This is a genomic window from Mycobacteroides sp. H001 (assembly GCF_001440005.1).
Taxonomy (GTDB): domain Bacteria; phylum Actinomycetota; class Actinomycetes; order Mycobacteriales; family Mycobacteriaceae; genus Mycobacterium; species Mycobacterium gwanakae.
Window position 1 is genome coordinate 141,329 of the sequence record NZ_LJYH01000038.1, and the last position, 25,949, is coordinate 167,277.

A 25,949-nucleotide genomic window follows, 5' to 3' on the forward strand; every position below is an offset into this window, starting at 1 on the left:
ATGGATGTGACCAGGTATCGGACGTTTGTGGCTGACCCGCCCTGGCGGTACCAGAACACCAGCTCGCGAGGTGCCGCTGAGAACCATTACGACACGATGAGCATCGACGACATTCGCGCGCTCACCGTGGTGGCGGACAGCGCCGCCGATGACGCCCATCTTTACTTGTGGTCTACCTCGCCGCACCTTCCTGAAGCGTTCTCAGTGATGGAGGCGTGGGGGTTCGAGTACCGCACGCAGCTCATGTGGATGAAACCGCAGATGGGCATGGGGAACTACTTCCGTGTGGGCACGGAAATCGTGTTATTCGGCACCCGAGGCGATGCCGAGGTGCCTGTTGAGTTGGGCGACGAGCAGGAGGGCGCGGGGTTCATCTCGCCACGGCGTAAGCACTCGCAAAAGCCATCTGAGTTCCCAGAAATGGTGATGGACCTGAGTCCTGGTCCCTACATGGAGCTGTTCTCTCGATGCAATCGCACGCGGGACATTGACGCCGAGTGCGGGTGCACGAAATGCCGCTTCGGGTGGGCCGTGTGGGGAAATCAGTCCTAGAGAGTGGTGTTATTGCGGAGAAGTCGTGCTCGGCGGCGTGCAGGTCTGCGGCCTGGCGGGAACGCCAGGGTTGATGTGCGGTCTATCCATCCAACACTGTGGGAATGAGGTCACGGGCTCGTTGGGTGTATTGGTTCTGGGTGTCTTCGAACGCTGTGACCATGCGTGTGATGCGTTCGCGGTAGGTCATTGCGCGCTCGGCGCGGATGGTCTTCTCGGCCTCGCGCTGCACAAGCAATTCGGGGTCAGCGTCGCCCTCTAGTGGTGTCCAGGTGTGAGTGTCGGTGATTTCCCAATCGTTGGCGACCGCGAAGCCTTCCGATTGCAGGCAGTCGAGGAATTTGACCATCGCCTCGCGGCGCGGTCCCACGATGTCGGCCCATTCGGTGATGAGGGTGTCCAGTGCCGAGAGGGTGTCCACCAGCGCCGAGAGCGCCTCCACCACCACGGGCATCTCGATGATGAGTCGAGGGTTCACGGCTTCTTCTTCGGGGTATCGGTCGGCGATGACTTGTGCGCGCCGGGTCAGCTCGTTTAGCACCTCGTGGACAGCGACCCCGACTTCTCCTGCGTGGTGGCTTAATTCGGCTGCCATGTCGCGGCGTGCGCGCAGCAGTGCCAAAAGCTCGTGCGGACTACCTTCCACCTGTTTTACCTCTCCACAACACGTGATTGGCAGGTTATCCCAGCACGTACCAGTCGTCTCCGATTGCCGTGCGTAGGAACGCCATGTGAACGTGGATCTGGAATAGGTGGGCGCTGTCTACATTGGATGCGCCGCCAATCCGCAGGCCTGGCGAGAATCCGTACACCTCATCGAACTGCAATGATCCAAGATGTTCATGGACCCGATCGAACATGGGCTTCTCATTGCGATCGAAGAAATCGAACTGCTCTTTTCCTGATGCCGTGAAGAAGGACTGCATCGCGCGTTCAATGCCTTTGGGCGGTGCCCAGAAAAACACGGTCCCACGGGCTGGCTCAACGGTGAGTGAAATTCCGTACCCCGGTGTCCAGAAGAAGGTCTTACCGAAGGCTCCTCTGGCGAACGGAATGTATTGTGCACCTTCACCCAACCGTGGATGCTGGATTGCGTCGAGAAGAACCTCCTCGGTGGTGACCTTCCATTCGAGCGGATCTACGAGCCAGGCCACGCCGTTCCCAAACCCCGAGAATCCGAACTCCTGCCAGTATGCGATAAGGCAGTCTGGGACAAGGCCGGTGTAAGCGCGAACGTGTTCGTCGGTGCATGGGGGACCGGGAACGGAAAACGGTAGTTCTTCGAGGAAGCACTCGAAGTATTCGTCCGGCACCTCTTCACTCCCTACCGAGTCTGATGTTCACGATGGCGTTCGGGTCTTGGGTTTCCAGCCATGCCCTGAAGGCGTCCCTCTCCTGCTTGGTCAAGTTACCAAGGGCATTGTTGACCTGCCAATCACCATAGGTGAGTCCCTCGGTGTAGCCGCCGAATTTAATGTCCGGGTTGTGGATTACTGGCTGTGGGATGAGGCCCGGACTGGACGGGAACTGTGCGTCTGCGTATTCACGAGCCAGGCGCTTTGCCTCGGCTGGGCTGTATCCGGCGTCGATCAAATCTTGCGTGCCGCGAACGCCGAGTTCTGTACGAAGAGCACTGCGGGTATCCGTGGTCGCCGGGCGTTCAGCTTCCATGTGGTCAAGCACTTGTTGGACGCTTTGGGTGTTGAGCCCGTGTTCCCACATTTGAGTGTGGCGGTCGATTTCAGCGGAGTGGTTCGCCTCATGCTTGTCGGTATACGACGGGGAATCAACATCGTATTGGGGTGTGCGGGGAAGTTCGTCAACCGATACTCCGTGGTGGGCGGCGAGGTCTTGTAGATTCTGTTCGCCTCTGTCCCAATCCATCTGGTCGCGAAGGGCACGGTGGGAATCTCGTGCTTCGTGCAGGATGTCGTCGGCGCTGCGAAGTGGCCCGACAGCGTGCTCAGCGGCGACTGCGCCAGGGGCATGGTCGCCGGTTCCGCCGCCCGGCGGGGTGTGCTGTTCTGGCACATCGGGGACGTGCCCACCGCCTGGTATCTCAGGGTGGGGAGTGTGGGTGAGGTCTCCGAGGAGCCCGCGAGCACCTGCGACAGCTTCACCACCCACTGCCCCTGTGGCTGCTCCTGCTGCGCCTTGGACGAGTTTTTCCCCGACGTACCCTCCGGGGTTGTCAGCGGCACGTTTCACTTCATCGCCGAGCATTTCGAGGCGTTCTTGCGGGGTCATGGTGGCGTAGTCATACAAGCCTTTGGCGGTGTCTTTGGCCAGGGCTCCCCATGCTTCGGCCACACCGGGGGCTCCTGGGCCAGCTTGGCCGGTGAGTTTTTTGCCTTCGTCGAGCATGGCGTTACCGGCAGCGGCCCCGTGGTCGCTGGCCTCGGCGTTGAACCTGTGGAATTGATCTGCGAAATCCCTGTCGATGTATTTCGGGTCGGTCGGGGAGGCGGACGGAATGTCGGCGGTGCGGATCAGGCGGGGGTTTTGCGCGCTTTCGACTGCCTTGTTGACCTGAGCTTCGATTTGGTCGGCGGGAACGCCTTGGCGCGCTAGTAGTTCGCGCTGCACGGCTTTGAAAGCGGGCACATCCTTGGCTTGCAGAGCGGGTGCGAGTTTGGCGGGTGGTTCGCGCCCGCTGGCGACATCGCGCACCCCGGGCACGGCTCCCACGCCGCCGAGCTTGGAGGGGTCAACGTTCTTGTCGCCCACGGGTATGTCTTTGGGATACAACTTCTTGTAGTCAACCGTGTCCCCGATGGGGGCGGCGGCGGGTTTGGTTGTTCCGTCGGCTGCACCCTCGCCAGCTTGGCCCCGTAGTGCCGCGAGGTAGCCGTCGGGCTTGACCGTCGAACCTGGCGTGGCGCGCGGTGCGTTGTCTGCGAGCACCTTGTTGATGTCGAAAGTTCCTGCCGCCGAGTTCAACACGCCCTTGATGTTCTGCTGGGCGGCAGCGACAAGCTGCGCGATCTGTTGCGTGCCCGCAAACCACTTGTTCGCCGAGGCGGTCAGTTCCTTCTGGCGTGCTTCAACGAGTTTGGTGTTCTCCTCGATGACCTTCTCGCTGGTGCCTGGGACGGGTGTGTAGGTGAGTTTCAAGTCCTCCGAACAGGTAATACCCTTGTCTCGCTGGGACTCTGCGTTCTCGATGATGTTCTTGGCGTTGGACAGTTCGGGGACGATGGTGTGGTCGATGATGGGCGTCGCGTCGCGGTTGTACTGCCCGATGATGTCCTCGACGCGGGCGGTGAACTTCCAGCCAGACTCGGTGTTACCTTGTCCCGCCTCTGCGGTGGCTCCGTCCCAGTAGGTGCCGCCAGGTTTGGCGATACTGCCTTTGAGTTTGGAAATCACGGACTCGTAGTGCGCGGCAATGGGTTTGAACTGGTCTAGCAAGCCCCGATACGAGTTGAGGTCGGCGGTCAGTATCGCTGATTTCGATGGACCCTGCATGGATTCCCTAGCTGTGCAGGGGGCTGCCGACCGCGCGCATCGCGGCCGTGCCCTGCTCCTCGGTGAGCACCAAACCCTTCTGGAACGCTGCTGTCACGTCCCCTAGAGCGCCCATCCAGCCGACGAGGACGGTGCCGACCTCGGCAAGGGTGTCCGAGAGCAAGGAATGCATGGCGGCGATAGCGGGATCAGCGCCATGCGGTGCGGTGCTGGCCGGGGGAATCTTAGCCTTCAGCTCCGAGGCAAGCTCATCTATCTCTGGTTTGAGCTTGCCTAGCGCAGCCAGGTCAGCGGCCAACACCTGCCCCATGCGCGCCCCCTGTATCGGTTAGCTAATCAGAGGCAGACTACAACCATAGTGACGGGGACACCACTGATTGGCCGACTGTTCCAGCAATCTGTCACACTCGGTGTCGGGTGCCGCTCTCTGACGGTCCCCCCGTAACCCCCAGTGAACAGGGTGCGGTACCCACCCCCTCTTTGATCCCTGTGCCGACAAGCTCGCGTCTTACTGCTACCGCAGGTGATTGAGGGGTTTTACCAGCTCACTGATGTTGACCTGTAACCCGATGGCCAGGCGTAGCAGGGCTTTGGCGGTGGGGTTCAGCTTCCCGTTTTCATAGCGGTGAATGGTGTTGCGGGGGATGCCAGTGCGTTCGGCAAGCCCTTCCAGCGTCAGTCCGGCATCCACGCGCTGCTTCTGAATCCCGATGCCTAGTGCGCTGATGTCGATGGTGTCCAGGTCGGGGACGGGGGACACCTTTTTGCTCGGCACCCGTCAAGACTGGGTGGACAGAACCCCCTGGTCATCGACCTATAAGTAGACAAATCTACGGATGGGTTGATACGTTTGGCGTAACACCTACGAACCGAGCGAGGCGGACCAATGGCAGTGTGCAACAGCGGGACCGTGAGGACGCCACTGCTGGCTGCGTTGACGGGCATCGGAGTGCTTGGCGCGGTGGTGTTGTCCGGGTGCGGCTCCGATGACCAACCTGGTTCATCCTCGAAATCTCTGAGCAGATCGTCTCTGGAATACGAGCTGAATCAACTTCAAGGGTCGCAGAACAATCCTTTCTACGCCGAGGTGCGCGGCGCTTCTTGCCGAGGAGGAATCGAAGTCAGGAACGGTGCGACCCAGATTTGTGATGTCACCACTCACGGCAAGACCCGCACCTACACCATCACGGTCACGGACGCGAGCGACCTCATACCCCACTTCGGGGCCACACCACGAAACTGACCACTCAGTGTCGTTGGGTGACAGCGCTATCCATTAACCGAGAGGTTTCTTCTGATGCCTGGTCGCAACACGGCGGCAACGACGGTGGTGGTGTTTCTGATGGCTGTTGCGCTGTGCGCGCCGGCCGCGCGTGCCGACACCATGGAGGCAGACGCGGTGCTGCCAGGTATGTCGATCTTCCAAACCACCCCCGACGGCGACGAAGCGTCCTGCACGGCGGGGTTCGTGGTGACCGCCTCCGATGGCAAGAAAGCGTTCCTGACCGCTGGGCACTGCGCGGTGTCCTCGGGTTTGGTGTCCATGCAGTACATGCCCACTCATGAGCGCAGACCCGTGGGCACCTATCGGGCGTCGGTCCAGGACGACAACCACGACATCGGACTGGTCGGTATTGCCTCGTCTCGGGTACCCGTGAACCCTCGCGTCAGAGGAATCAAGCCCGTGGTGGACATGGCTGGACCCACTGAGCTGAGCGGGAACACCACCACCGCGATCTGCATCATGGGTGCCCGCTCACAGACCACGTGCGGTCGCAGCATCAAAATCGTGGGCAACCAGCTCTGGTTCACCGCCCCCGCCGTCCACGGTGACAGTGGCGCGCCTGTGTTCGCTGTGCGCGACGACGGCGCTTTGACCGCCATCGGGATCCTGGTCAGCCATCCAGGCGGAGACCAGAGCATCACCGCCGCCGAATTCATCGAACCCTGGATGCGCCGATGGGGACTGCGACTCAACTGAACGGCTGGTGAAAGGGTGTCGCCTGCACCGAGAGCCCGCTGGCCAACCCTTTACCCCTCCTCAGTCGCCAGGGGCACGTCTAGTGGCTTCCCCGGTAACTTGGCTGACCAGCACTTTCACCGTCGCGGGGGACTCGACAATGCCTGGTAGGTGGGCCTTTCCGAGGGCGCGGCATGCCCCAATATACGGTGCCCGCGAGCACCCGTACGGCGGAAAACCGGAGGTGCGGGGCTGGAGGAAGGGGCACGACTCTTAGGGTGTGGCGGGGACTTCCCACTGCGCGATGAGCGTGTTCGATGAAGTTGGATCGCGCAGGTCAAGGAGGGTGGGTGTCGCGGACTCCAGCACGTAGAACGAGATGTACCCTGCGGTGTTTCCGGTCGTTTTCGACCCCAAGGGTGGATCGTTGGAGTGGTCATTGATCTTCACGTCGGGGTCGTGAGGCACGACGGCGGTGGGGTTGACGGTCTCAAGCGACCAGTCCGATGTCGGGAAAGCGCCCTTGGTCGAGGTGACCCTGACGTTGAACATGTAGAACACATGCGGTTCGTGGTCTTGCACGTTTGTGGCGTTCACCTTGCTGACGAGAAAGGCATTCACCAAGCCGTCATACCCGTCAGGCCCGCCCTTGGTCACGTGGAACGGCTGTCCGAGTGGATGTGGTGAGGTCGGCGGCGCGGTCGGTGACGGCGGGCTGCTCGTGGTGGTCGTGGTGGCTGTGGTGGTGTCGTTGGTGCCTGTGCAAGCGGTGAGTGCCAGCACGGTTCCTACCACCACAAAGCTGTGAAGTATCGCGTGTCGTATGTTCTGAAACACCGTGTCCCTTTACCTTTCGACGGTTTAGCGCTCGTGCTGGGTGGTGACGATGGCCTACGTTGTCCGTGGCTCTCGGGATGGACAGAGTGCGACACGAGAGCACCCCAGTACGCGGGGACTCGACATCCGCAGGTCAACAGGCATTCTCAGCTCCCACTGTTGTTGTCGCTGTGGCACTTCGGGCGAAGCGGGGATTGTCACACGTGAACAATGGTCACGCCGCCGGGGCTGTCTATCGTCAAAGTCTCATCTTTCAACGTGAAGGTCCAATAATCTCTGACCTTTATCGACTGTCCGGAGTTGAGTTGTTGACCACCGTCGGGGCGATACACCGCGCGCCCAGCATTGGCTACAGGTGGGACGGGAATATCAAACACTGTGTCGGCCGCGCAGACTGTGAGGCCCTGAGCGCTGACTTTTGAAATGATGCCGACGATGACGTTCTTGCTGTTCGCGGCGATGACTGAGTCACTTATCATGAGTGCGTTGCAGTTTGCAATTGCCACGTTCGGGTCTGCGGTGCCAGCGTTCCGACAATTACTAGTGTCGATGAAAACCAGATCGCCTGCGGCGATGGCTTGAGGGTGCTTTCCAGGAGCGAACCCAGGCTCTACGCCGCCTTCTGGGTTGTCTGTCCGAATGAAAGAGAACGCGCGGTTTCCCTCGGTGGTCAGGCCCTTGTGCTCCATCGTCACGCACGCAACGGTCTTCTGTCCGGCGAGGCAGCGAACACCGCTCGCGCCGATATTTATCGTGTCGGCGGTGCTCCCTTGGACGCTGGGTGCAGCGTGTTCCGATGATGTGGTCGTAGACGCCGCTATGGAGGACGACGATGTGGCGGCTGGGTGGTCGGAGTTCGTGCTGCACGCTGTTGGCGCGATGACCAGTCCCGCCGCAAGAAGTGCACGTAGAGCGTTGCTTTTCATGGAATTGCCTTTGTTCGATGAACGGGAAGGTGATGCTGCAATCGAGGGATCCGCGTCGAGTGGTGGACGGTGCATCCCCGAGGGAATGACGGTGTTGACGCGACACTAACAGCGAGGCCCGACAATTTAGGAGACTCTGGACTGGGGCTCTAGCGAAAGGGTTGTCCGGTGATCGGCAACCTGGTGGGCTGGGCTTGGGGACTTGATAACCCCAGGTCAGTGGGCATTTCCGAGAGTCGCGGGCAGATTCTGCCCGCGAAGTGCCCGCCCACTTGCCCGCCAAAAAGGTCTCTGACCTCGGGTTATTGGTCACGCGGGCACTTTTGGGGGTGTTTTGCCCATTGCGGCATATATACGAACTTTTCAACTCCACACATCACTCGATGGAGAGTTTTTCTTTTGAACCTATTTTCTTAGGAGAAAAGACCCAAAAGTGCCCGCTTGGACGGATAAGCCCAGGTCATGACCTATTTTTGGGCGGGCACTCACGCGGGCAAGTTTCCTTGAATCTGCCCGCCTCCCCTCATAGTCGCAGGTCAGAGGGCTGGTCAGACGGGCAGGTTCGCGGGCACTTTCAGCCCTGTGCTTCCGTCATCCCCGCCTCTTGGCTCCGTTACCAAACTGTGACCTTTGTGTTCCACCCCCTCGTCGCACTGAGGGTGTTACGCGTGGGCAAGCGAAATCCCTTGTGGCTGTTATGTTTAGCGAAACACGCTGTCTTGCAACGGGTTTACGCATCGTGCCTGGTAGTGAGTGGTGCCCGTCTATTCAATCCTCCCGAGGGTGAGGTCACAAGCCCATCGGTCAGCTAACTCGATGGGTGTTTCGTTTTGTCGAACAGGGGGAGTGTTCATGCACTTCAGTGCGGTAATAGTGGTGGATTTCGGTAGGCAGATGGCTACTAGTTGGCTACCATGGTGGTATGGGACGAAAGGTCAGCGTAAGCCTCATCGCGATGCGGTCGCGTAAGGCGCGATGCACGGTACTCAAGGCTATTTCCGAGGGCCGCTTGCCCGCCGAGTCGCTGGAAATCGGCGGCGGGCGGCGGGTCTACCTCATCGACCCTGCGGACGCCGAAGCCCTGTGGCCCACAGATATTCGAGTTTCGGCTTAGACAAAAAATAAGCGCTCACCGGCCAGGGTGAGCGCTCGCTATCGGAAAAGGAAACCACGCCAATGGCATTGCCCGATGACATCATCGTAGCACCGACCGAGCAGGTGGGGCAGCCCTTGCTTGCCGACCACCTGGAATACCTTGTATCCAGTGGTATCTCAGAGGCGTACCTGAAGGCAACCCCGCTGATCCGCAGCGTGGAGACCCAGGCGGACCTTCCTGACTACTTCCGTGAGCGCGAGGACATCGTGCGCCCAAGAGGAATCCTGTTCGGCTGGCGCACCAAGGACGGAAGTATCGAATGGCAGCTCCGCTTGGACGAGCCCCTGACCGACCCGGACACGGGGCGGGTCAAGAAGTACCTGATGCGCTCGGACTCGGGCATCAGGTATGGGCTCATCCTGAAGCGCAGCGGCTCGAAGGTGCTGATCGTGGAAGGCACCAAGCAGGGGCATGCGGTCGCTGCCGCTATCGACATGAACACCACCGTCATCCAGATTCCGGGGTGCACAGGCTGGTCACGTGACGGGTGGCAGGTGCCCAACGACATGATCCACCTGACCCGTGGGCGGCAGGTGTTCATCCTGCTGGACGCGGACGCCGCCGACAACCCCGACGTGTACACAGCGGGCGAGAAGCTGGGAAATGGACTAAAGCCGTTGGCGAAGAGTGTGCGGTTCGTCCCATGCCCGGGCGGAGGCAAGTCGGGCATCGACGACTTCCTGTCCGAACACGACATGCGCGACCGCAAGGGGCTTGTGGAAGCCCTGGTGGGGAACTCCACGACCAGGCCCGCGCCGCATCGCCCCCCGCGCCCGAAACTTACCGTCCTTCCGGGTGGTCGTGACGGCGAGAAGTCCGACAACAACGGTTACATCGGTGACCAGGAGTGGGCGTGGTCGCCTAGCGGCAAGCTCCGCTACGACACGGTGTCCCGTCACATCATGTCCGAGCACCCGGTCGCGCTCGCCGGGGCTGACCAGCTCGCCGTGTACCAGGACGGCGCGTATTCGCTGAACCCGTCCGCGCTGAAGGCGTTGGTGGGTCGTTTGTTGCGCGATGAGATGGACACCGCCAGGTTCAACAACCTGACCCTGCGCCTGCTCGGCGTCGCGCATGATGAGGGCGCGTTCCTTCGAGATCGACTTGATGAACCGTTGGTGCCGGTGCTGAATGGCGTGGTGGATTTGCGCACCGGGGCGCTCCTTCCGCACTCGCCGGACTATCGGCTGCCCTACAAATTGAACATCGCGTACGACCCGGACGCCACGTGCCCGTCGTACGAAACGTGGCTGCATGACGCCACGTTGGTACGGGGCCACGATCAGGTGGCGGTGCTCGAAGATGTGGTGTGTCAGATGTTGGACTTGTCGGCGCGCCCCGAGAAAGCGTTGTTCTTGATTGGGCCGACTGGCTCGGGCAAGTCCACGTTCCTGCGCTTGTTGACGTTGTTGGCGGGTAGCGACATGTGTTCCAGCACGGGTTTGCACGACCTTTCCGATGACACGTTCGCCGCCGCTGACCTGTACGGAAAACTGGTGAACGTGGACGCGGACATGCCGGACGGATACGTGCCGGACACGTCGGTGTTCAAGAAACTGCTGGGTGGCGAGGAGGGCGTGCGCGCCAACCCAAAGCACAAGACCCCCTTCACTTTCATCAACAACGCCATGTTGGCGTTCAGCGCCAACGTCATGCCGACGGTAGGTGAAAAGAGCCGCGCGTTCGTGCGCCGTTCGATTCCGGTGTCGTTCCCCCATTCGTACGTCGGCGCTGAAAACCGCGCACTCGGCAAGCAGCTCGAATCCGAGCTGCCGGGAATTTTCAATCGCTGGATGATGGCCTGGCGGGCTCGCCAGGCCAGGGGCGGAGCGTTCCTGGCTCCGAACGCGGCGGTGATGTCGGCGTTCGAGGAGTCGGTGAACGCGATCCACGCTTTCGTGAAAGAGGCGCTGTGGGTGTGGCCGCAAGCGTCCGGCGAGGGCTGGACGGGTGAGAAGACCATCGACATCAAGAACTCCATGCAATGGCGGGCGCTGTTCGAGTTGTATGACGATTGGGCCGCTCGAACCCGCCGTGGGGCAACCAATTTCAAAAACTTCCAGGAACGCTTGTTGCAAGTTCCCGGAATTACAGATCTCGACAGGGACTTGCGGGACACGGCACGGTATCGGTCGGTCAACGTCAGCCCCATCCCGAACGCCGATTGGGGTCGTCCCAAGATCGCCATTTTGGGCAAGACGACGAAACCCCCGGCCACGCCCGCCGAAGTTCCTGTTGTCGAAGTGCCGCTCGTCTCCCTGCGTGACATGGGGCCGATCGTGCTCGACGACACCATGTCAGCGCCTGTGGCGACAGCCGCGCCTGTGAAGGTCAAGAAGGCCCCATGTCACGCAGGGAGACGAGCGGCACCGCCGATCCCCACCGTGGACTGGGACAGCACGGCCTTCGTCGTCCCCGCATCGAAGAACGGAGTGAACCGATGACCACCGTGACCGTGACCGACAAACTGCTCCGGGAAACCTTGAATGCCAACCCGTACTTGACGATGGACGGCTTGCTCGACCCGAGCGCGCGGTGGTTCACAGAGTGCCGCGCGCGGCTCGAAGCCACGACCGCTGAGCGCATCCAGTCGGTCATGAACCACCTGATCGCCGACTACCCATCGGCTCCGTTGACCGACCGCGACCGTGTGATGTCGCATCGGCTTCACCGATGGTTGGCGGTTCGCCATCCCGAATTGGGATACGTGTACGAGGGGCCGCTGACCCTGGCCGCGATGCTTGCGGGATGCGAATTGACACACGAGCCGGCGGGCTGGCGTGGGTCGCGCCTCTCGGAATCGACTTGAGCGTGTTCGGCGCGACCAGGGGATTGGTGTTGACCGCGCCCATCGCCGCCAGAATGAAAGTCGGCGCGCCCGCACCCCGCGCCGCGTCTCCCCAGGTCGGCAAAGTCTCCGCGTCCACCACCGCGCCGCGCCCAACCACCTCAACCGCGCCGCCCGCCGCGCCAGCCGCGCCGCCCGCCGCGCCAGCCGCGCCGCGCACCGCGTCCCCGGCCGCGTCCAACACCCCGCGCCCCGCGCCTTCCGCCGCGTCGCAGGGGAGCCCCACCGCGCCGACTCCCGCGTCCGAGCTGGTCGCTCTGGCTGAGCGCATCGTATCGAGCAAGACCGTGAGGCAGCCCGTGGGCGTGGTCGCCAGGATCTTGGCGATGTCGGAGAATGAGAGCCGCAAGAACGTCATCGAGAAGACGCTCGGTGTCCACCACAGCGTGATCACGAGGGTGCTGGCCGAGGCCGAGCAGGAACGCCGAAACACCCTCAGCCTGGCCTCCTGACCCCCCTTTGCCCGACCGCTGGAACCCCGCACCCCCTCATTCCGTAAGACCGCGCGGAAGGCACGACGTAAGACGGCTCGTAAGGTGCTCCGTAAGACGCTCCGTAAGATTCATCAGCCCCTTCCCCGAACCCTCGGGCACTGCTCTATATGGCCTGCTAGAGAACCCCTTCTGCACACATTCGAGCACCACCCGACGACCCGCTCCCGAGCCCTCTTGGAAGCCCGCCCGTAAGACGGCTCCAACCACCAATCCTGGAGCCCCAGAACGGCTCTCGGGCACCCGCATCCCCGTGTCGTAAGCCCAACTCAACTCCCAGCACCCGCCCCGATGCTCCCACCGCACCGAGTCTTCGACTCGGCACGGCGCTCGCGGCGAACATCCTGGATGGCCGAAACCACCTGTGACCTGGACTTTTCCGTCAGATTTACAGATACCCTCAGTAGCATCTATAGCTTCTGACCTGCGGAAATGCACCGTCCTCGCAACTTCTCATGTCACCCGCCATCCCTGAAACCCCAGTTCAGGGGCACTTTATGCACCGATAGCAAACGGTAGTGTTAATGTCATAGTAACGGGAAGTGCTGGTAGACACCGGAAGTCGTGAAATCAAGGGTTGACAGGGCAAAGATTTTGGTTTTATAATCTCAATTAGCCCCAGTACAGCCCCTTCGGGTCTGCCCTGGTAGCTAGCCCGAAGGAGGTGCCCCATGGGAAAGTGGATTTTTGTTGTCGTGCTTGGACTTTCGGGGATGTCGCTCCTTTCGGACTATCCCCTCATCGGCTTCGGGATGCTGGCTGTGGCTGGGCTCATCGGATGGATGAGCGTCCAGGGGCGGCAGTCTTCCCGTCCGACCCCCCATGTCCGACCGACCGAGTGGGCACAGGCCCGCCAGGAGTCCGCGCTGCAAGTCGCGCGGGCAGAGCGCGAGGCTCGCGCCATGGTGCGTCGCGCGGTGCTCCGTGCGGACAAGCGCGGGCAGGCTGCCGTGCAGCGCGCCGCCGCCCAGGCGCAGTCTGAGCAGGGCTCGGGGTGGTCCGCATGAGCCGCGACGCGCGCCGTGCCGCGCTCGCCCGCAAACATGAGCGCCGCGAAGAATTTCTGTGGCAACGCGACTTCCGCATGCAGGACGCGAACTCGTTGGCCATCTTGAAAGATGGCGAAAAGGCTGACATCGAGCGCGAGAAGCTCAGCGAGAAACTCGAATCCATCGCCCAGCGCGCCGCGACCGACGCGCAGCGCGCGGTGTCCGAACGCGAGAAGTTCTGGTCGGGCGAGGAAAAGAGGATCCTGAGCGCGGCGAGGACTGTGCGTACGGGCGGCTCGGCGGGCATCCCTCCGATTTGGCTATGTCACTGGCGTGCCGCGCTTCCTGCTCGACTCGCCACACGGCTCGGAGCCTCCGCATCCGATGCAGGGCCAGTGCTCGTGCTGAAGCCAGGCGGCGGGATCAGCGAGTCCGACGTGATCTCTCATGTTGTTCGCTGCGAGGCTCCCGATCTGTCCAGCGATGCGGCATTCGTCGCATGGGCTGACGGGGTAGAAGCGCTGCTGCCCGACATCGCGCGGCGCTATGCAGTGCTCGAAAGAGTCCGCGACGACGCTTGGTTGGCTCGGCTTCTGGAAGCCGCTGGCGTGACGACGAGCGAGACCCGCACGGAGCAGATTTCAGGCGAGTATGGCGTGTACGAACGTCGTCTGACGGTGGTCGATGTGCCGTCGTTGGTCGCTGTCGAGGTCGATGAGTCTGGGCTGGTTCTACGCTTCGCGCATCGCACGGGCGACTCGGCGGACAAGTGGTCTAGGGGATTGTCAGCCCTGCGGTCGGGGTTCTCGGCGGCAGGCGTGAAGTCGGAAAACCTCCGTGTGCTCGACGGCACGGAGGGAACCATCGAGCTGCGTTTCGAGGATGCGCCTGACGTTTTCCCGAGGGCGCTGGCACCTGAGCCGCCGAGTGCTCCCGTGAGCACGGTGAGCGAGGCGATTGGGCGGTATCACGCTGCCGAGTGGGTGATGGGCGTGGATGCACGCGGCCAGTGGTTGACCTATCCGCTGGCCGACCACCCCCACGCGTTCGTGGTCGGCGGCACGGGAGGTGGTAAGTCGGTGTGGGTTCGCACGCAGGTCGAAATGCTGCGGACGGGATACCGCGATCCTCGTAGCGGCCAGGACGCGGGCGGGGGCTGGCGGCTGTTCGTCGCTTCGGGTAAGCCGTCCGATTTCGCGGGCCTGGAGGGACTTCCGGGGATTCAGATGGTGGCCACCGACACCGCACAACTCGTCGTGATGCTGCAAGCGGTCAAGTCCGAGATGGACCGTCGAATCGCCGCCGCTGCACAGGCCAAGCGGGAAGGAAAAGGCGCGACGGCGTTCGACTTCCCGCCCATCGCTGTCATTCTCGATGAGTTCGGATACCTCGGCATGGGCATCGTGAGTGAGTACGGAACCAAGGGTTTGAAGTGGTTCCGCCTGTTGGTTGATTCCCTTCTCCGCGTTGCGCGTGAGACCCGAATCCACGTCGTGCTGTCCACGCAGACCGTACGCAAAGAACAGTCCGACCCTGCGAGCATTCCAGGCTCGTGGCAGGCGAACATCTCGCTGGCGGTGTCTCTGGGTAACCCCGACGACAGCGAAACATTGAACAACGCTTTCGGTCCTGCCACCCGTGAACGTGCCGCGCAACTCGGACCTCGCCTGGTCGGGCACAAGGGGCGCGGCATGACGGGCGATGAGTTGGGCAAGAAGGTCATCATCTTCCAGTCGCTCTACGGGTGGAGCCCAGGCACTACATCACTCGACCCTCACGCTGACCCCAAAGTGGCTCCGCCGACCGAGCAGGTGCGTGCAGCGTGGGAGCAATGGGAGCCCATCAGCGCCTCCGTGCCGTGGCTCGCGCCGCGACTAGGAATCCATGCAGCATCACCCGCCTGGTCAGACGGCGAGTTGGAAGAAGTTGCCCAGACACCCGTCGTCCCACTGACCGACCGCGACGGCAACCTCCGTCCCGGTATGGAGAAGCGCGACCCCATGAACCCATCGTGGCTCGGTGCACAGACAGCCAGTCTCGCCACGGCGGCACTCGACTTCGCCGATGAAGACGCCTCGATGAGCAGGGTTTCCACCCCCGAGCCGCAACCCGAGAGTCGGGACGTGACAGCACTTTCCGAGCCTGCTCCCGAAACTCCCAAGTCCCCTCGCACACCCCGGAAGCGGGCGACCCCCGCTCCCACGAAGAAGGAAGAAACCGTGACCGAGCCCACCGCGCGGCCAGCGCCGCGCACCGACCTGGATGGGTGGTGAGCATGTCTCGCAACGTGATTGCCTTGGACGTGACGGTCACGTCGGTGTCCATCGCCCGCATCGCCGAAGGCGAGTCGGTGCCTTCCACGGGGCTGATTGTCGCCCCGCCGAGCGGTCGGGATTATTCGCTCGCGGCCACCCGCGCCCGCACGGACACAACGAGCGAAATGGTCACGGATGCTGTGCTCAGCAAGGGATTACCGACCCTTGTGGTGATGTCGAAATTGACTTTGGGTGACATGAACCGCGACCCGAGTGGTGGTCGCAGAGCGGCGCTCTGGTGGTCGATCACCACTCGCCTCTTGGACGCGGGGATCCCAGTGGGCGAGCTTGCCACGGCGACGGCGATGAAGTGGATGTGCGGCCACGGAGCGGTCGGCCATCGGGGCTACGACGTGCTCGACCGAGCTGTCCGCGACACATGGCCGAGCGTACGGGACCGGGGCGAGAGCTATCGGATGAGCACTGTCGCCCTCGCCGCTGCGGGTGCCGCCGTCATGGGAATCCCGACCGTCGTGCCGTGCACGGACGCTCGGCTCAAAGCGCTGAGCCCGATGGTGCTGCCAAGTGGTTGGCACCTACCAGAGACGAAATCAGAAGTGGCTTAGGAGGAATTGATATGTCACGAGAAGTTGAAGTACCCATCGAGGTCGCCCGAGCGCTGGACAAAAGGTATGACCAGCACGCCGACCGCTACGGTCCAATCGGTTTCGTAGGTCTAGTGGCGGGCATCATCGGCACGGGCGTGGCGCTCTCGAACCATCCCGCGCCCACGTGGTCAGTCGCCGCCGCCGTGATTGGCTGGTTGGTGTGCGTCGGTTCGTTCGTCGTCGCCATCGGTGCGAGCCGACGAGACACCGTGGCTGTCATGGGCCGCTACGACCGCCCTGTTCAGGACTACGACGACTGGGCCGACGATGACGACTTCGCGGACGAAGACTTCGAGAAGGACGAGGAAGGCGAGTACCCCCGCGCCGTCGAGCCGCCCCAGTCCCCGATCACGCCCGCACCGCCAGCAGCGGGGAACCTGCTCAGCTCGTTGCGCCAGCAGAGCAACTAAGACCGTCTACCCAGACAAAACATTCACCAGACCGACCAGCACGAGAAAGGGAAGAAACATGAAGAAGAACCTGATCCTCGCGGCTGCGAGCGCCGCGCTGACGGTCGGTCTCACGGCGTGCGGGAGCAACAGCACGCCCAGCGCCAGACCCGTCGCCGCCGACTCGAACTGCACGGAGGTAGCCCGTCCCGCTGACCCGCACGGTCTCATCGGGAACGAGTGGCCGTGGCCCGCTTGCAGCGCTCTGAGCGATGTGCAGCCAGGAGTGGACCAGCAGCGCGCGGAGGCGGTCGTGTTCGATGCACGACAGCACGTCGTCGCAGCCAAGATGGCTATTTCGATGATGGCGACCACGGGGAACAAGGATTCCAGCCCCGACGCGCAAGCCAAGTACCACTCCTACATCCAGGACGCGCGTGGACGGCTGGCCGGAGCGCTGGTTGACTCGACGCTGGCGCTCAAGGGCACTCCACCCGAGGGCTTTTCACTCGACTATGTACGAGGTGGAACTATCCACTCGGCGTCCCCTGGACTGACGGAAGGACAGGGACGATGAAGACCCTGCTCGCCGCCAGCTTCCTCTCACTGGGCATCCTGACCGCCCCGCACGCTGGAGCCGACCCGAGCCCCTGGTGTGAATGGTCACCAGAACTCGACACCAGCTCGTGTGACCTCATCGTCGGCGTGCCCCCGCAAGGCACGCTCGTCGATGGGCCAGGTGACTGGTCTCAGCCCGAGACTCGCACGAGGGGATAGCGTGTCAAGCATGAACAACACGCAATCCCGGACGGGCACAACAGTTCTCGCAGCACTGGTCGTCGCGCTCGGCGTGGGACTCTCGGTGGTGGGGTGTTCGTCGCATCCCACCACCCCCACGGGGGCGGGGGAGACCAGCACCACGGCTCCGTCTCGGGCTCTGGTGGATGTGTCGCAGGTGTGGGCGAGCCACCCGCTGCCGCCGTGTCCACGGGTGATTATCGGGAATGAAAGTGCCCCAGCGAGTCTGGAGCTTCCGAGCGATGAGTCGGTAGCTGCCCAGTTACAGGGCGTTCGCAGTCCAGGGAGTGAGTCTTGGGTACGGACGAAACTCGGGTGGGTGACCATGTGGTTGAGCAAGACCAGGGCGGACTTGATTGCGTTCTCTGGCTCTCCTGGGGGAAGCGCAACAACGAAACAGTTTGACCACTACGTCACGCACGTGAATACCGAACTTGCAGCGGGACACGATATTTCAGATTCGGCGCTTGACAGTAGATTCCCTGATGGATGTGCATGATGCCTCAACAACCAGATATTCCGAAGCCTGCGGATGACCAGTTCTCTCTTATGGAGGACAACTGGATTCAGGAGTCCGAGAACGCCTATCGGACAGCGGAAGGTGTAGCCGACGATGCAAGCTCCTCTGCGGCAGCGCAAGCCAACGAGGCGCTGACCGCAGAGAGCAAGATGGTCGATGAAAAGGGGCTCACCGCCGAGAGGGTGGCGGACGGATATGCGAGTGCCGCCACAGACTTGTTGGAGCAGTCGCGGAACCTCACCGCCGTATCGGGGTGGATGGTCGATGCTGCAAATAGAGTCTCAGGGGCGAAGGGGCGGATTACCGACCTCGTGCTGATTGGAACATCCGAAGTCCGCGCGGCTCTTGAATCAGAACTCCGAGGGACTCCCGCCAGCCCGTCATCCAATGAACTCATCGCCCAGTATCGGGCCGACATCTCCTCCCTGAAGACCACATTGGAATCGGACTTGGACGGCATCGGGCACTCGCTCTCTGGCACCCCAGGCTCTTCCCGCACTCCGAGCTACACGAGCATCCCCACGAGCCCGACCGCCGAGCGGCCTGATCCTCGCGCGACCGTGACGGCATACAACTCGGGTCGGACTCCCGAGGTGACCCCAAAAGCTCTCCCCGAGATGCCCCGCGCCGTGACAGCCCCGACCACCGAATCACCGAGCGCACCAAGCACTCCCACCGCACCAGCGGCCCCGCACCCCACGCTCTCCAACCTCGTCGGTGGAGGGCAAGGAAATCAGAACGCCACGGGAACCCCGAGCGCAGCCTCGCCGCACACCCCCTCCTCCCCGAGCACGCCGAGTCCGCAAGCGCACCAGTCCACCGAGCAGCACCACCAGGCTCCGAAACCCGCTGGGCTGCCGCGCATCCCGAGCCTCCCGCTCGATGGGCTCCCCGCTGCCGCCGCCGAGTCTGTCGCCACTATGGTCACCAGTGCCAGCGGTCACCAACTGTCCACGGCTCCGAGCACCACGAGCACCACGATCACACCGAGCGTTCCCGCGTCCACTGGCATCACCCCTGGCACGGCGGGCACCCCACCCGTGACCCCCGTGACCCCTGGGCTCACCCCCATCGGAGGAGGGGGTCTCAGCACCCCGCCCCCTGTCACGCAGCCCGCAGCACCCGCCGTGCAGGGGACACCAGCGAGCCCCACCACACCGAGCCCTACCCCGACTCGTAGCCCCGTGGTGGATGCCGCGTGGATTCAACAGCGATATGGACTAGCCCCTGGCATCGAGTCCCCGAAGTCCGAGACAGCTCTTGTCCCAGCACTGTTCATCACCGACCTCCCTGACGACGAGGTGCACTTGCACCGCGTGCTGGCTTCACTCTGTCACCAATTCGAGCAGGCGGGGTGGGCTCAGCCACTCGCTGTGGCCAGCATTCGGCGGGGATTCGAGACCCGCTGCGTGTACGTGACAGCGGACGGGGTATCCATCCACCCGCACGGTGTCCTCCTGCCCGATGCGGTCGGCGGCTGCGGGGCTGCCCGTCGTGAACGCGGTCGGCGTGAGGGCGGGACACGCGGAGTTGTTGGAGTCGGCGCTGGGGGAGACGCGGAGGGTGTTGGGGGAGCTGGCGCGCGTGGCTGACATCGGTGCTGGCGGTGCGGAGGCTCTGGGGGAGCAGGACACGGAGAACGGTCGGAAGTTCTCGGGCTGGGACGCTCCCGAGAGGCAGCGCAAGGGTGAGTGGCATGGGGAGACGAGGGTGATCTGAGTGAGGAAGGAGATGGAAGTGGAGAAGAACACTCAATGTGGGTGCGTGGAGTCGTCGGTGTGGACGGTGCTGGATGAGATGGGCGTCGAGTACGAGCGCGTCGAGGAGTGACAGATTCTGTGGGCACATTTTGGGCACAAACGTGCCCGATTGAGCCCGAACCCATCCGATACCGTGGGGCTTCTAACCTGCTCAATAGCTCTTTTCGAGCCCCCTACCTGCACATGAAAAAGGGTTCGAAACCCTCCGCGCCCACCAAGAAGTGCGGGTCTATCTCGCCGTCTGCCACAGTTGTGGTCGGGTTCTTTCGAGGTAGTGCCCCAGGTCTGTTAGGGCCTGGCTTGCCGATCCGCCGTAGAAGCGATGCAGGAAACGTTCGTGGGGATCGGCGGTCTGCACTCCAGATAGGTTCCAGTTCAGAAGCGTGCCGCCATAGTGATCGGTGAACTCTACCTGCTGCACCCACCGGGCGGAAGGCCCTCGCGGAGCTTCCGCTTCTAGCGTGGTGGCCCAAAATCTTTGTGGCTCAATGCTAATGACTTTGCAGTCGAAGTTGCCATTGAAGCGTGTGCCCAAGATCGGCAGACACTTGAGGTTGAACTTTTTGCCGACGACGGGCTCGTAGTCGGTTGCGTCGAACGACCAAAGACCGGGCTCGTCGGGGCCGAGATTTTCGAGGCCGACGAAAACGGACCACACTCTATCCACGGACGCCGGGTAGCAACGCTTGATGAACGGCATGTGACCTCTCGATGCGCCTTTGCCCGACCGCCACTCACTCTAGCCGGACTGCATTGAGAGCTTTGCTGAGGTATCGAAAAGTCGATAGGAGCGCCGAGGGGTCGCTAAAGGCCGGCGTCGTCAGAACATTGTGTTGCCGTTGGCTGACTCTGCCGGAACGTCCTGAATCACGTCCCAGTGCTCGACGATCTTGCCCCCGTCAACGCGGAAGATGTCGACCACCGCTTGTCCGCGGTCCTGTGGGTCATTGGTCGAATGCACGTGCAGATAGACCAAGTCGCCGTCGACTGCGCTGCGCACCACCTTGGCCGCTGCTCCCGGATGCTCGGCGAAGAATCCCGCGAAGTAGGACACGAACGGCGCCTTGCCATCCGGCACATTGGGGTTGTGCTGCCGGTAGTCGTCGGTCACTACCTCGGCGGCCCGCTGCACCTCGTGCTTGTTGAAGAACCGGTCGTAGAAGTTGAGGACAAGCTGACGGTTGGCCTCTTGGCGGCCACTATCGCGCCCGTCGGATGCGGAAACGTCCGAATGTCCGCACGCGGACACAAGGCCGGTCGCGCCGGACAACATCAGTGCCAGCGCGACTGTGGCCAGGGTCAGTGGTCTTCTCATCTGGCTACTTTCCCATCCCGCACGAGGCTCAGTCCAAGTCGGCCAGAGCCTTGCGCGCGGCCTCGAGTTCGGCTTCCAGAGCGGCGACCTTGGCGGCCTGCTGCGATCGCGCTTCCTCGATTACCGCGTCGATAGGGGTGGAGAGATCCTCGTGCAGTTCCTTGGCGGCGCGGGAGACGGCGGCCGCCGCGACAGCGAGGTTGCGGGCCAGGTAGGTGCTGCCCTGTTTGAGTTCGGCGTGCCATTCGCCGTCGGCGGTGCCGGTGACGGTGAGAGTCAGTTCGAGAGTCTTGGTTCTCTTGCCCGTGGCCTTCTTAGGGGTCGCCTTCTGCGACTTTTCCTCGGTAGGAGCTTCGGCGGTCGACGCAACAGGGCTCACCAGAACCTCGGGAGTGCTTGGCTCCGTGTCCAATATGTCTACTGCTGGACTATCTACGGTCATCGTCACAATGAGCTCCTTCTGAAGGTTCGCGCGCAGTGGGCGGATAGTGAGAGTCATTAGAACACACGTTCGATAGATTGCGGCAACTCGCCGCGCACGCGGCTGGGCTAGTCGGCGGCGGGGCGTGAGAGGCTTCGCGGCCTCATCGGTGCCGGTTAGCAGGCAAACGCCTTGATGTTGCCTTCTAGCAACCTGCGGCATGGACTGCTGTTCATGTTTGAGTCACGGCGAAGCCTGCCTCTCGTGACATTTCCGCAGATCCAGGGTGGCTGAATGACCGAATCCTCTGGTGGATGGCCGAGCCGCGTGTTGGGTGTTCGCTGCAGTCGCTCCGGAAACGCTTTCGATAGTGATGCTGACACCTTTTTGCCCCTATAGCCGGTGACCTCGTCATAATTCGCGATCTTGAAGGCGCAAACTGTGACGAAACAGTCTCAGTGTTGACAAGAGAGGGTCTCGGCCTTAGATTCTCCACCATTGCCATGTGATGTGTTTTCGCAGTAAGACGCACTGAGTGGCATTGCCCATCGAAGGGCAAGCGCACGGGGGTTCGACCCGATCGGGTTAGGACGGGACACGGAGGGGTTCGGTTTCATGAAGTTGCCAAATTTGGCACGTCGAAGCTGTTTCACTTCCATCGCAGCGTCTGTCGCTGCTGCGATGGGGCTTATGGTGGGCGTTTCTGACGCCGCCGCGGATCCGCAGGGGATGCCGGACCAGTACCAGCAGTTCGTGACGGACGACGGCTGGACAGTTGGCCTGACGCTGACCAACGAGGTCATCGATCACATCGACAACATCGCGGGTGCGAGCAACTCTTGGCAGGCGCGCGTGTCCTATCGGGCCGAGGCGACCATCACGGGCTCTGGGTCTGCGGTCATTCAAGACGCGCAGTTGGAGACCGGGTACTTCGTGGGTTGCCGCACCGACTCCTCGTCGGGTGTGGAGTTGGGCGGGGACCTCGGTTTGACGCTCTCTCAGCAGGTTTTTGGCCAGGGCTATGGCGGTGGCTACGGACAGGGCAGTCAGAGCGGTGGCGGTGGTGGAGGCTTCGGTGGTGTGTCCGGCGGTGGTTCGTTGGGCGCCCAGGAGCACATCGGCGGCTACATGCGCGTGCTGCTCAAGCCGGGTGGCTTGGCTCAGCTGCCGATGGACCGGATCAACTTCCGGAACATGCGGGCGGTCTCGCAGGTGCGTAACCAGAACGTCGAAGCCGATGGTTGCGGTGGCCAGGTGAAGATCCAGTCCTTCGCGACGTTCCGGATCCGCACCGAGAACGGCAATGACACCCAGACCATCTACGGCGAGCCCAAGGATCTGTGATGACTATCCGTACCCGTGGTGCCGCGCTGATGGCCGCGCTGGCTTTCGTTTCTGCAATCGTGATGGCTTCTGCTCCAAAGACTTTGGCAGATCCCATCCAGCCGCCGCCCCCGAAGCCGATTCCGTATCCGGTGGCCCAGCCCGATGATCTGCCGCGGATATCCCCGATCGGTGGGGCTCAGGTGAAGACGAACACGCCGTTGGGCCTCGGACCGGGAACCGGTCGCCCGTTGGCGGCGGGACGCGAACGCTCCAACGTCACGATCTCGCCATCGCCGACCGATGGCACCCACCTGCCGACGGCGATCGCCGGTAAGGATGTCGTACTGCACTTGCCGCAGGAGCGTGAGCTCACGCCGGCACAGTGGGGAGACGGTGGCGCGGCGACTTTCACCTCGCGTGACACCGACTACCGGATTTCCCCGTTCGCCGGGGGTGGCGCCGATGTGAACATCATCCGGCGCACCATCTTCACGCCGGAGAACTTCACCTTTGGTCTGCGGGTTCCTGAGGGCACCCATGTGCGTCAGGGCAGCAATGTGGTGCTGGTCGAGTCCGACGCCGCGCCGGGACTGCCAGCCACGACTATTGCGACGTTGTCGGTGCCGGTGGCACGCGATGCCAAGGGCAATCCGGTGCAAGTGAACCCGGTGATCCACGGCGACTACATGTATCAGCAGTCCAACTTGGCGCTCGATCTTGGACCCGCGGATATCTTCGCCTTCCCGATCACGATCACGCTGTCCTACCGGGCGTCGTCGATCCCGGCCAGCGGTCAGCTGGCCACCGACTGGGACGGGCTGCCCGAGGGCGGCGGCCCGCCAGAGGCGAAGAAGGCCGCGCAAATCATTGGTGCACCAGGCGATTACGTGGTTGATCCGGGCGGTGCTTACCGGCCCGCCAGTGTCGATCCGGTGCTGTACGCACAACGGCATGCCGATCGCTGCCTGTCCGGGCCCAACGAGTTCCGATCCGAGGACGGACGGACGGCCGACTTCTGGACTTCGTGCCAGCGGCAGGCGATGTGCCTGGATGTCACGCCGGCCCAAATGTCGGTGGACGTATGCAAGAACCAAGCGTTCGCCAACATGTCGGCGCAGTGCACCGCCACGTTTGGACAGACGGGGCCCGACTACGAGGCATGCCTGAATGTGGCCAACGGTCATGCGGCGTGGTCCAAGGAGAACTTGCTGGGCGGCTGGGTATGCCAACCCGCCGGGCCAGGTACCAACACCAGGTTCTTGCCCTCGAACAACAACCGTTATTGCAGTTGACCGGTCGGGGGACAACGATCGCAGGCCGAGCCTGACTTAGAAGAGAAAAGGCAACTGCTGATGACGCCGATGAAGGCGCGCAAAACGTCTGTACCCGAGGGGATTCGGCGCAGCTTGGCTGCTGTCGCGGTGACCGCTGTGGCTATGGCGGGCTGGCACATCACCGACGAGCCGACAGGGATCGGAGCCATCAACCTGGTGCCGGGGGCCACCGCGGACCCCACAGGTCCTACGGGACCCACCGGCGGCATGACTGACGGCGGCGGATCGCAATTTCAGCCCCCAGGCGTGCCCAGCTCCATGCCGGACTACCAGGGTGGCAATCGGGCGCCGTTAGACCAAAACAATGGGATCAGCATCTACAACACGGGTGCCCCGCAAGCTGGACAACAAGCAGGGCAGCAAGGCCAGCAGACCCAACAGGGCGCGCAACAACCCCAACATGGCACCCAGCCCCCCAATTACCAAACCGCTACCCCGTACACCCAAGGGCCTGGCCAGGCGAACCCGGACTATCAAGCGCCACAACAGAACACACCACAACAAGGTTCGCAACAGCAGCCTCAACAACAACAACAAGCCGATCAGCAGCAGGATCAGCAGTCTGATCAGCAGCAGAACCAGCAGGACCGGGACAACCAGGATTCTGAGCAGCGGCGCCAGCAGTGCGATGAAGTTGCACAGCATTACCAAATCGCAGAGACGGTGTGGAACACCGGAGCCAGCGGTGGCTCTTATGTTGGCGGGCAACTGGTGCCGGGCCGGGAAGGCCCCGGTGAAGACGGCTGTAACTGCTCGAATACACGCAACAACCAGAAGCAGTCCAAGGACGAGGAATCCCAGAAGTGCAAGGGACAGCCCGTCAACGTGCCAGATGGCCAGGCCGCCTCAGCGATCGCATCGGGCCCCAACGATGCAAATACGGCCTTACGCTCGCAGATGGCCGAGCAGAAGAAATGGCTGGAGAACCGCCGCGACGAGATCAATGACAGCTTCTTGCGGCGCAATATCGGCAACCGCGGGGAGCTATCCAACATCAACGATCGACTCAATGAGATCAAGTCGATTGAGAACGCATTGGCGCAGTCGCCGAATACCTATCTGGTGGATTTCAATGGCCCGGGCACCCCGACGACCGGCCGCGGGATGTGGGACACCAGTGAGCGGATTCTGGCCGCAATTTCAGTGGGCAATCCGGCGGTGGCCGATCACGTCTCGGTGACGGTGCCCGGCATCACCAGCTGGACATCCTCATCGCTGTCGAGCATGGTTCCCGAGGCTTACAACCTCGCTGTGGAAGGCGGCAAGCAACTGCAGTTGTCAGGTCACGGCGGTGAGACGGTAGCGTCGATTGCGTGGATCGGCTACGACGCGCCCGGCATCGATCTGGGGGCCGCCACCCCGAGTAAGGCCGCCAAGGGCGCTCAGAACCTGAAGCTGTTCTTGTCCATGATGCAGGTGACTAATCCGAACCAGACAGTGGCCTTGTTTGGTCATTCGTATGGTTCGCTGCTGAGTTCGTATGCGCTCAAGAACGGCGCGTCGGAGTATGTCGACTACGCGGTGCTCTATGGCTCGCCGGGTCTGGCCGCGGGCACGCCCGGCGGGCTGGGGATGAGTCCTGATCGGGTGTTCGCGATGCTGGCCGAGAATGATCTGATCGGCGGTATTAACCCGTTGTGGTCCAGCCCCTATAAGGGGAATTTCAAGCAGCTGCTCGCTGATCAGGGAGGTTGCAGCCCGCTGGATAATCAGTTCCGCGAGCGTGCCTACGGGCATTCGGAATATCCGCGGAAGGGCTCCAACAATTTGCTGCGTATGTCGGGATACAACTTGGCTACCGTGCTCATCAACCAGCCGGGGCTGGCGATACCGGCTGAACCAGGAATCATCACCAAGGAAATGAAGTGAGCTTCCAAGTGCGAGAGTATCGCCATTACGTCCACGCAGGAGGATCTGTGCATGCCACGTCCAGACG

General features: G+C 62.4%; 27 protein-coding genes. 17 read left to right on the forward strand and 10 right to left on the reverse strand.

Going from position 1 to position 25,949, the window contains the following annotated elements; all coding sequences use genetic code 11:
- Positions 1-6 precede the first annotated feature (6 nt).
- A complete protein-coding gene (locus AOT83_RS19130; RefSeq protein WP_157858379.1) occupies positions 7-552 on the forward strand; it encodes an MT-A70 family methyltransferase in 546 nt (181 codons plus the stop codon).
- An 82-nt stretch (positions 553-634) separates the two neighbouring features.
- Here AOT83_RS19130 and AOT83_RS19135 read toward each other — a convergent pair whose 3' ends face one another.
- The 5 genes from AOT83_RS19135 to AOT83_RS19155 all read right to left on the reverse strand — a co-directional run bounded on the left by AOT83_RS19135 (position 635) and on the right by AOT83_RS19155 (position 4,795).
- Complete coding sequence (locus tag AOT83_RS19135; protein ID WP_240482992.1) at positions 635-1,198, reverse strand: hypothetical protein; 564 nt, start codon at positions 1,196-1,198, stop codon at positions 635-637.
- Between the two features lie 34 nt (positions 1,199-1,232).
- Positions 1,233-1,865: a GAD-like domain-containing protein gene (locus tag AOT83_RS19140; RefSeq protein WP_057964032.1), complete on the reverse strand. Its 633-nt coding sequence runs from the start codon at positions 1,863-1,865 to the stop codon at positions 1,233-1,235.
- A 4-nt stretch (positions 1,866-1,869) separates the two neighbouring features.
- Positions 1,870-4,020, reverse strand: a complete 2,151-nt coding sequence (locus AOT83_RS19145; RefSeq protein WP_057964031.1) for a hypothetical protein — start codon at positions 4,018-4,020, stop codon at positions 1,870-1,872.
- A gap of 7 nt (positions 4,021-4,027) precedes the next feature.
- Positions 4,028-4,330 (reverse strand): hypothetical protein, encoded by a 303-nt coding sequence (locus tag AOT83_RS19150; protein WP_057964030.1) that lies wholly within the window; start codon positions 4,328-4,330, stop codon positions 4,028-4,030.
- A 204-nt stretch (positions 4,331-4,534) separates the two neighbouring features.
- Positions 4,535-4,795: a helix-turn-helix transcriptional regulator gene (locus AOT83_RS19155; RefSeq protein WP_057964029.1), complete on the reverse strand. Its 261-nt coding sequence runs from the start codon at positions 4,793-4,795 to the stop codon at positions 4,535-4,537.
- Between the two features lie 522 nt (positions 4,796-5,317).
- On the opposite strand from AOT83_RS19155, the gene AOT83_RS19165 reads away from it, so the two are divergent.
- A complete protein-coding gene (locus tag AOT83_RS19165; RefSeq protein ID WP_057964027.1) occupies positions 5,318-6,001 on the forward strand; it encodes a hypothetical protein in 684 nt (227 codons plus the stop codon).
- A 252-nt stretch (positions 6,002-6,253) separates the two neighbouring features.
- Here AOT83_RS19165 and AOT83_RS19170 read toward each other — a convergent pair whose 3' ends face one another.
- Positions 6,254-6,817 carry a hypothetical protein gene (locus tag AOT83_RS19170; protein WP_057979773.1) on the reverse strand — a complete coding sequence of 188 codons (564 nt, stop codon included), beginning with the start codon at positions 6,815-6,817 and terminating at the stop codon, positions 6,254-6,256.
- 197 nt (positions 6,818-7,014) lie between these two features.
- The gene (locus tag AOT83_RS19175; RefSeq protein WP_057964025.1) at positions 7,015-7,512 is read right to left on the reverse strand and encodes a hypothetical protein; all 498 of its coding nucleotides are present in this window, start codon (positions 7,510-7,512) and stop codon (positions 7,015-7,017) included.
- A gap of 1,153 nt (positions 7,513-8,665) precedes the next feature.
- On the opposite strand from AOT83_RS19175, the gene AOT83_RS19185 reads away from it, so the two are divergent.
- From AOT83_RS19185 to AOT83_RS28360, 12 genes are all read left to right on the forward strand, one after another.
- Entirely contained in the window at positions 8,666-8,857 is a 192-nt protein-coding gene (locus tag AOT83_RS19185; RefSeq protein ID WP_057964023.1) for a hypothetical protein, read from the forward strand.
- 62 nt (positions 8,858-8,919) lie between these two features.
- Positions 8,920-11,343, forward strand: a complete 2,424-nt coding sequence (locus AOT83_RS19190; protein ID WP_057964022.1) for a phage/plasmid primase, P4 family — start codon at positions 8,920-8,922, stop codon at positions 11,341-11,343.
- Positions 11,340-11,708, forward strand: a complete 369-nt coding sequence (locus tag AOT83_RS27440) for a hypothetical protein (protein ID WP_057964021.1) — start codon at positions 11,340-11,342, stop codon at positions 11,706-11,708. Before AOT83_RS19190 ends, AOT83_RS27440 begins: the two co-directional genes overlap by 4 nt.
- Entirely contained in the window at positions 11,648-12,199 is a 552-nt protein-coding gene (locus AOT83_RS27900; protein WP_157858377.1) for a hypothetical protein, read from the forward strand. Before AOT83_RS27440 ends, AOT83_RS27900 begins: the two co-directional genes overlap by 61 nt.
- 710 nt (positions 12,200-12,909) lie before the next feature.
- Positions 12,910-13,245, forward strand: coding sequence for a hypothetical protein (locus AOT83_RS19205; RefSeq protein ID WP_057964019.1), 336 nt, complete (start codon positions 12,910-12,912; stop codon positions 13,243-13,245).
- Positions 13,242-15,500, forward strand: a complete 2,259-nt coding sequence (locus AOT83_RS19210; protein ID WP_057964018.1) for a hypothetical protein — start codon at positions 13,242-13,244, stop codon at positions 15,498-15,500. Before AOT83_RS19205 ends, AOT83_RS19210 begins: the two co-directional genes overlap by 4 nt.
- A gap of 2 nt (positions 15,501-15,502) precedes the next feature.
- A complete protein-coding gene (locus AOT83_RS19215; protein ID WP_240482990.1) occupies positions 15,503-16,108 on the forward strand; it encodes a hypothetical protein in 606 nt (201 codons plus the stop codon).
- Between the two features lie 11 nt (positions 16,109-16,119).
- Positions 16,120-16,560 (forward strand): hypothetical protein, encoded by a 441-nt coding sequence (locus tag AOT83_RS19220; protein WP_057964017.1) that lies wholly within the window; start codon positions 16,120-16,122, stop codon positions 16,558-16,560.
- A 58-nt stretch (positions 16,561-16,618) separates the two neighbouring features.
- On the forward strand, positions 16,619-17,116 hold the full coding sequence (locus tag AOT83_RS27665; protein ID WP_057990369.1) for a hypothetical protein: 498 nt from the start codon (positions 16,619-16,621) through the stop codon (positions 17,114-17,116).
- Positions 17,113-17,316 (forward strand): hypothetical protein, encoded by a 204-nt coding sequence (locus AOT83_RS26990; protein WP_057979771.1) that lies wholly within the window; start codon positions 17,113-17,115, stop codon positions 17,314-17,316. Before AOT83_RS27665 ends, AOT83_RS26990 begins: the two co-directional genes overlap by 4 nt.
- 519 nt (positions 17,317-17,835) lie before the next feature.
- Positions 17,836-19,449, forward strand: a complete 1,614-nt coding sequence (locus AOT83_RS27905) for a hypothetical protein (RefSeq protein ID WP_165592889.1) — start codon at positions 17,836-17,838, stop codon at positions 19,447-19,449.
- Positions 19,442-19,576: a hypothetical protein gene (locus AOT83_RS28360; protein WP_276203392.1), complete on the forward strand. Its 135-nt coding sequence runs from the start codon at positions 19,442-19,444 to the stop codon at positions 19,574-19,576. The genes AOT83_RS27905 and AOT83_RS28360 overlap by 8 nt, the downstream gene beginning before the upstream one ends.
- 270 nt (positions 19,577-19,846) lie before the next feature.
- Here the strand turns inward: AOT83_RS28360 and AOT83_RS19235 are convergent, their stop codons facing one another.
- The 3 genes from AOT83_RS19235 to AOT83_RS19245 all read right to left on the reverse strand — a co-directional run bounded on the left by AOT83_RS19235 (position 19,847) and on the right by AOT83_RS19245 (position 21,374).
- Positions 19,847-20,317: a hypothetical protein gene (locus tag AOT83_RS19235; RefSeq protein ID WP_057966234.1), complete on the reverse strand. Its 471-nt coding sequence runs from the start codon at positions 20,315-20,317 to the stop codon at positions 19,847-19,849.
- A gap of 120 nt (positions 20,318-20,437) precedes the next feature.
- A complete protein-coding gene (locus AOT83_RS19240; RefSeq protein ID WP_057966235.1) occupies positions 20,438-20,932 on the reverse strand; it encodes a nuclear transport factor 2 family protein in 495 nt (164 codons plus the stop codon).
- Between the two features lie 28 nt (positions 20,933-20,960).
- Positions 20,961-21,374 (reverse strand): DUF6319 family protein, encoded by a 414-nt coding sequence (locus tag AOT83_RS19245; RefSeq protein WP_234797646.1) that lies wholly within the window; start codon positions 21,372-21,374, stop codon positions 20,961-20,963.
- A 594-nt stretch (positions 21,375-21,968) separates the two neighbouring features.
- Here AOT83_RS19245 and AOT83_RS19250 point away from each other — a divergent pair.
- The 3 genes from AOT83_RS19250 (at position 21,969) to AOT83_RS19265 (ending at position 25,882) form a co-directional block, all read left to right on the forward strand.
- Positions 21,969-22,697, forward strand: coding sequence for an MspA family porin (locus AOT83_RS19250; protein ID WP_046253336.1), 729 nt, complete (start codon positions 21,969-21,971; stop codon positions 22,695-22,697).
- Positions 22,697-23,971 carry a hypothetical protein gene (locus AOT83_RS19255; protein ID WP_057966277.1) on the forward strand — a complete coding sequence of 425 codons (1,275 nt, stop codon included), beginning with the start codon at positions 22,697-22,699 and terminating at the stop codon, positions 23,969-23,971. The genes AOT83_RS19250 and AOT83_RS19255 overlap by 1 nt, the downstream gene beginning before the upstream one ends.
- Before the next feature lie 249 nt (positions 23,972-24,220).
- The gene (locus tag AOT83_RS19265; protein WP_131726930.1) at positions 24,221-25,882 is read left to right on the forward strand and encodes an alpha/beta hydrolase; all 1,662 of its coding nucleotides are present in this window, start codon (positions 24,221-24,223) and stop codon (positions 25,880-25,882) included.
- Positions 25,883-25,949: the final 67 nt, after the last annotated feature.

Coding starts and splice junctions, on each gene's coding strand:
- AOT83_RS19145 (WP_057964031.1), bottom strand. CDS start 4,020: ATGCAGGGTCCATCGAAATCAGCGATACTGACCGCCGACCTCAACTCG.
- AOT83_RS26990 (WP_057979771.1), top strand. CDS start 17,113: ATGAAGACCCTGCTCGCCGCCAGCTTCCTCTCACTGGGCATCCTGACC.
- AOT83_RS27905 (WP_165592889.1), top strand. CDS start 17,836: ATGCCTCAACAACCAGATATTCCGAAGCCTGCGGATGACCAGTTCTCT.
- AOT83_RS19215 (WP_240482990.1), top strand. CDS start 15,503: ATGTCTCGCAACGTGATTGCCTTGGACGTGACGGTCACGTCGGTGTCC.
- AOT83_RS19265 (WP_131726930.1), top strand. CDS start 24,221: ATGACTGACGGCGGCGGATCGCAATTTCAGCCCCCAGGCGTGCCCAGC.
- AOT83_RS19255 (WP_057966277.1), top strand. CDS start 22,697: ATGACTATCCGTACCCGTGGTGCCGCGCTGATGGCCGCGCTGGCTTTC.
- AOT83_RS27900 (WP_157858377.1), top strand. CDS start 11,648: ATGCGAATTGACACACGAGCCGGCGGGCTGGCGTGGGTCGCGCCTCTC.
- AOT83_RS19150 (WP_057964030.1), bottom strand. CDS start 4,330: ATGGGGCAGGTGTTGGCCGCTGACCTGGCTGCGCTAGGCAAGCTCAAA.
- AOT83_RS27665 (WP_057990369.1), top strand. CDS start 16,619: ATGAAGAAGAACCTGATCCTCGCGGCTGCGAGCGCCGCGCTGACGGTC.
- AOT83_RS19245 (WP_234797646.1), bottom strand. CDS start 21,374: ATGACCGTAGATAGTCCAGCAGTAGACATATTGGACACGGAGCCAAGC.
- AOT83_RS19185 (WP_057964023.1), top strand. CDS start 8,666: ATGGGACGAAAGGTCAGCGTAAGCCTCATCGCGATGCGGTCGCGTAAG.
- AOT83_RS19250 (WP_046253336.1), top strand. CDS start 21,969: ATGAAGTTGCCAAATTTGGCACGTCGAAGCTGTTTCACTTCCATCGCA.
- AOT83_RS19165 (WP_057964027.1), top strand. CDS start 5,318: ATGCCTGGTCGCAACACGGCGGCAACGACGGTGGTGGTGTTTCTGATG.
- AOT83_RS19205 (WP_057964019.1), top strand. CDS start 12,910: ATGGGAAAGTGGATTTTTGTTGTCGTGCTTGGACTTTCGGGGATGTCG.
- AOT83_RS19220 (WP_057964017.1), top strand. CDS start 16,120: ATGTCACGAGAAGTTGAAGTACCCATCGAGGTCGCCCGAGCGCTGGAC.
- AOT83_RS19235 (WP_057966234.1), bottom strand. CDS start 20,317: ATGCCGTTCATCAAGCGTTGCTACCCGGCGTCCGTGGATAGAGTGTGG.
- AOT83_RS27440 (WP_057964021.1), top strand. CDS start 11,340: ATGACCACCGTGACCGTGACCGACAAACTGCTCCGGGAAACCTTGAAT.
- AOT83_RS19240 (WP_057966235.1), bottom strand. CDS start 20,932: ATGAGAAGACCACTGACCCTGGCCACAGTCGCGCTGGCACTGATGTTG.
- AOT83_RS19190 (WP_057964022.1), top strand. CDS start 8,920: ATGGCATTGCCCGATGACATCATCGTAGCACCGACCGAGCAGGTGGGG.
- AOT83_RS19210 (WP_057964018.1), top strand. CDS start 13,242: ATGAGCCGCGACGCGCGCCGTGCCGCGCTCGCCCGCAAACATGAGCGC.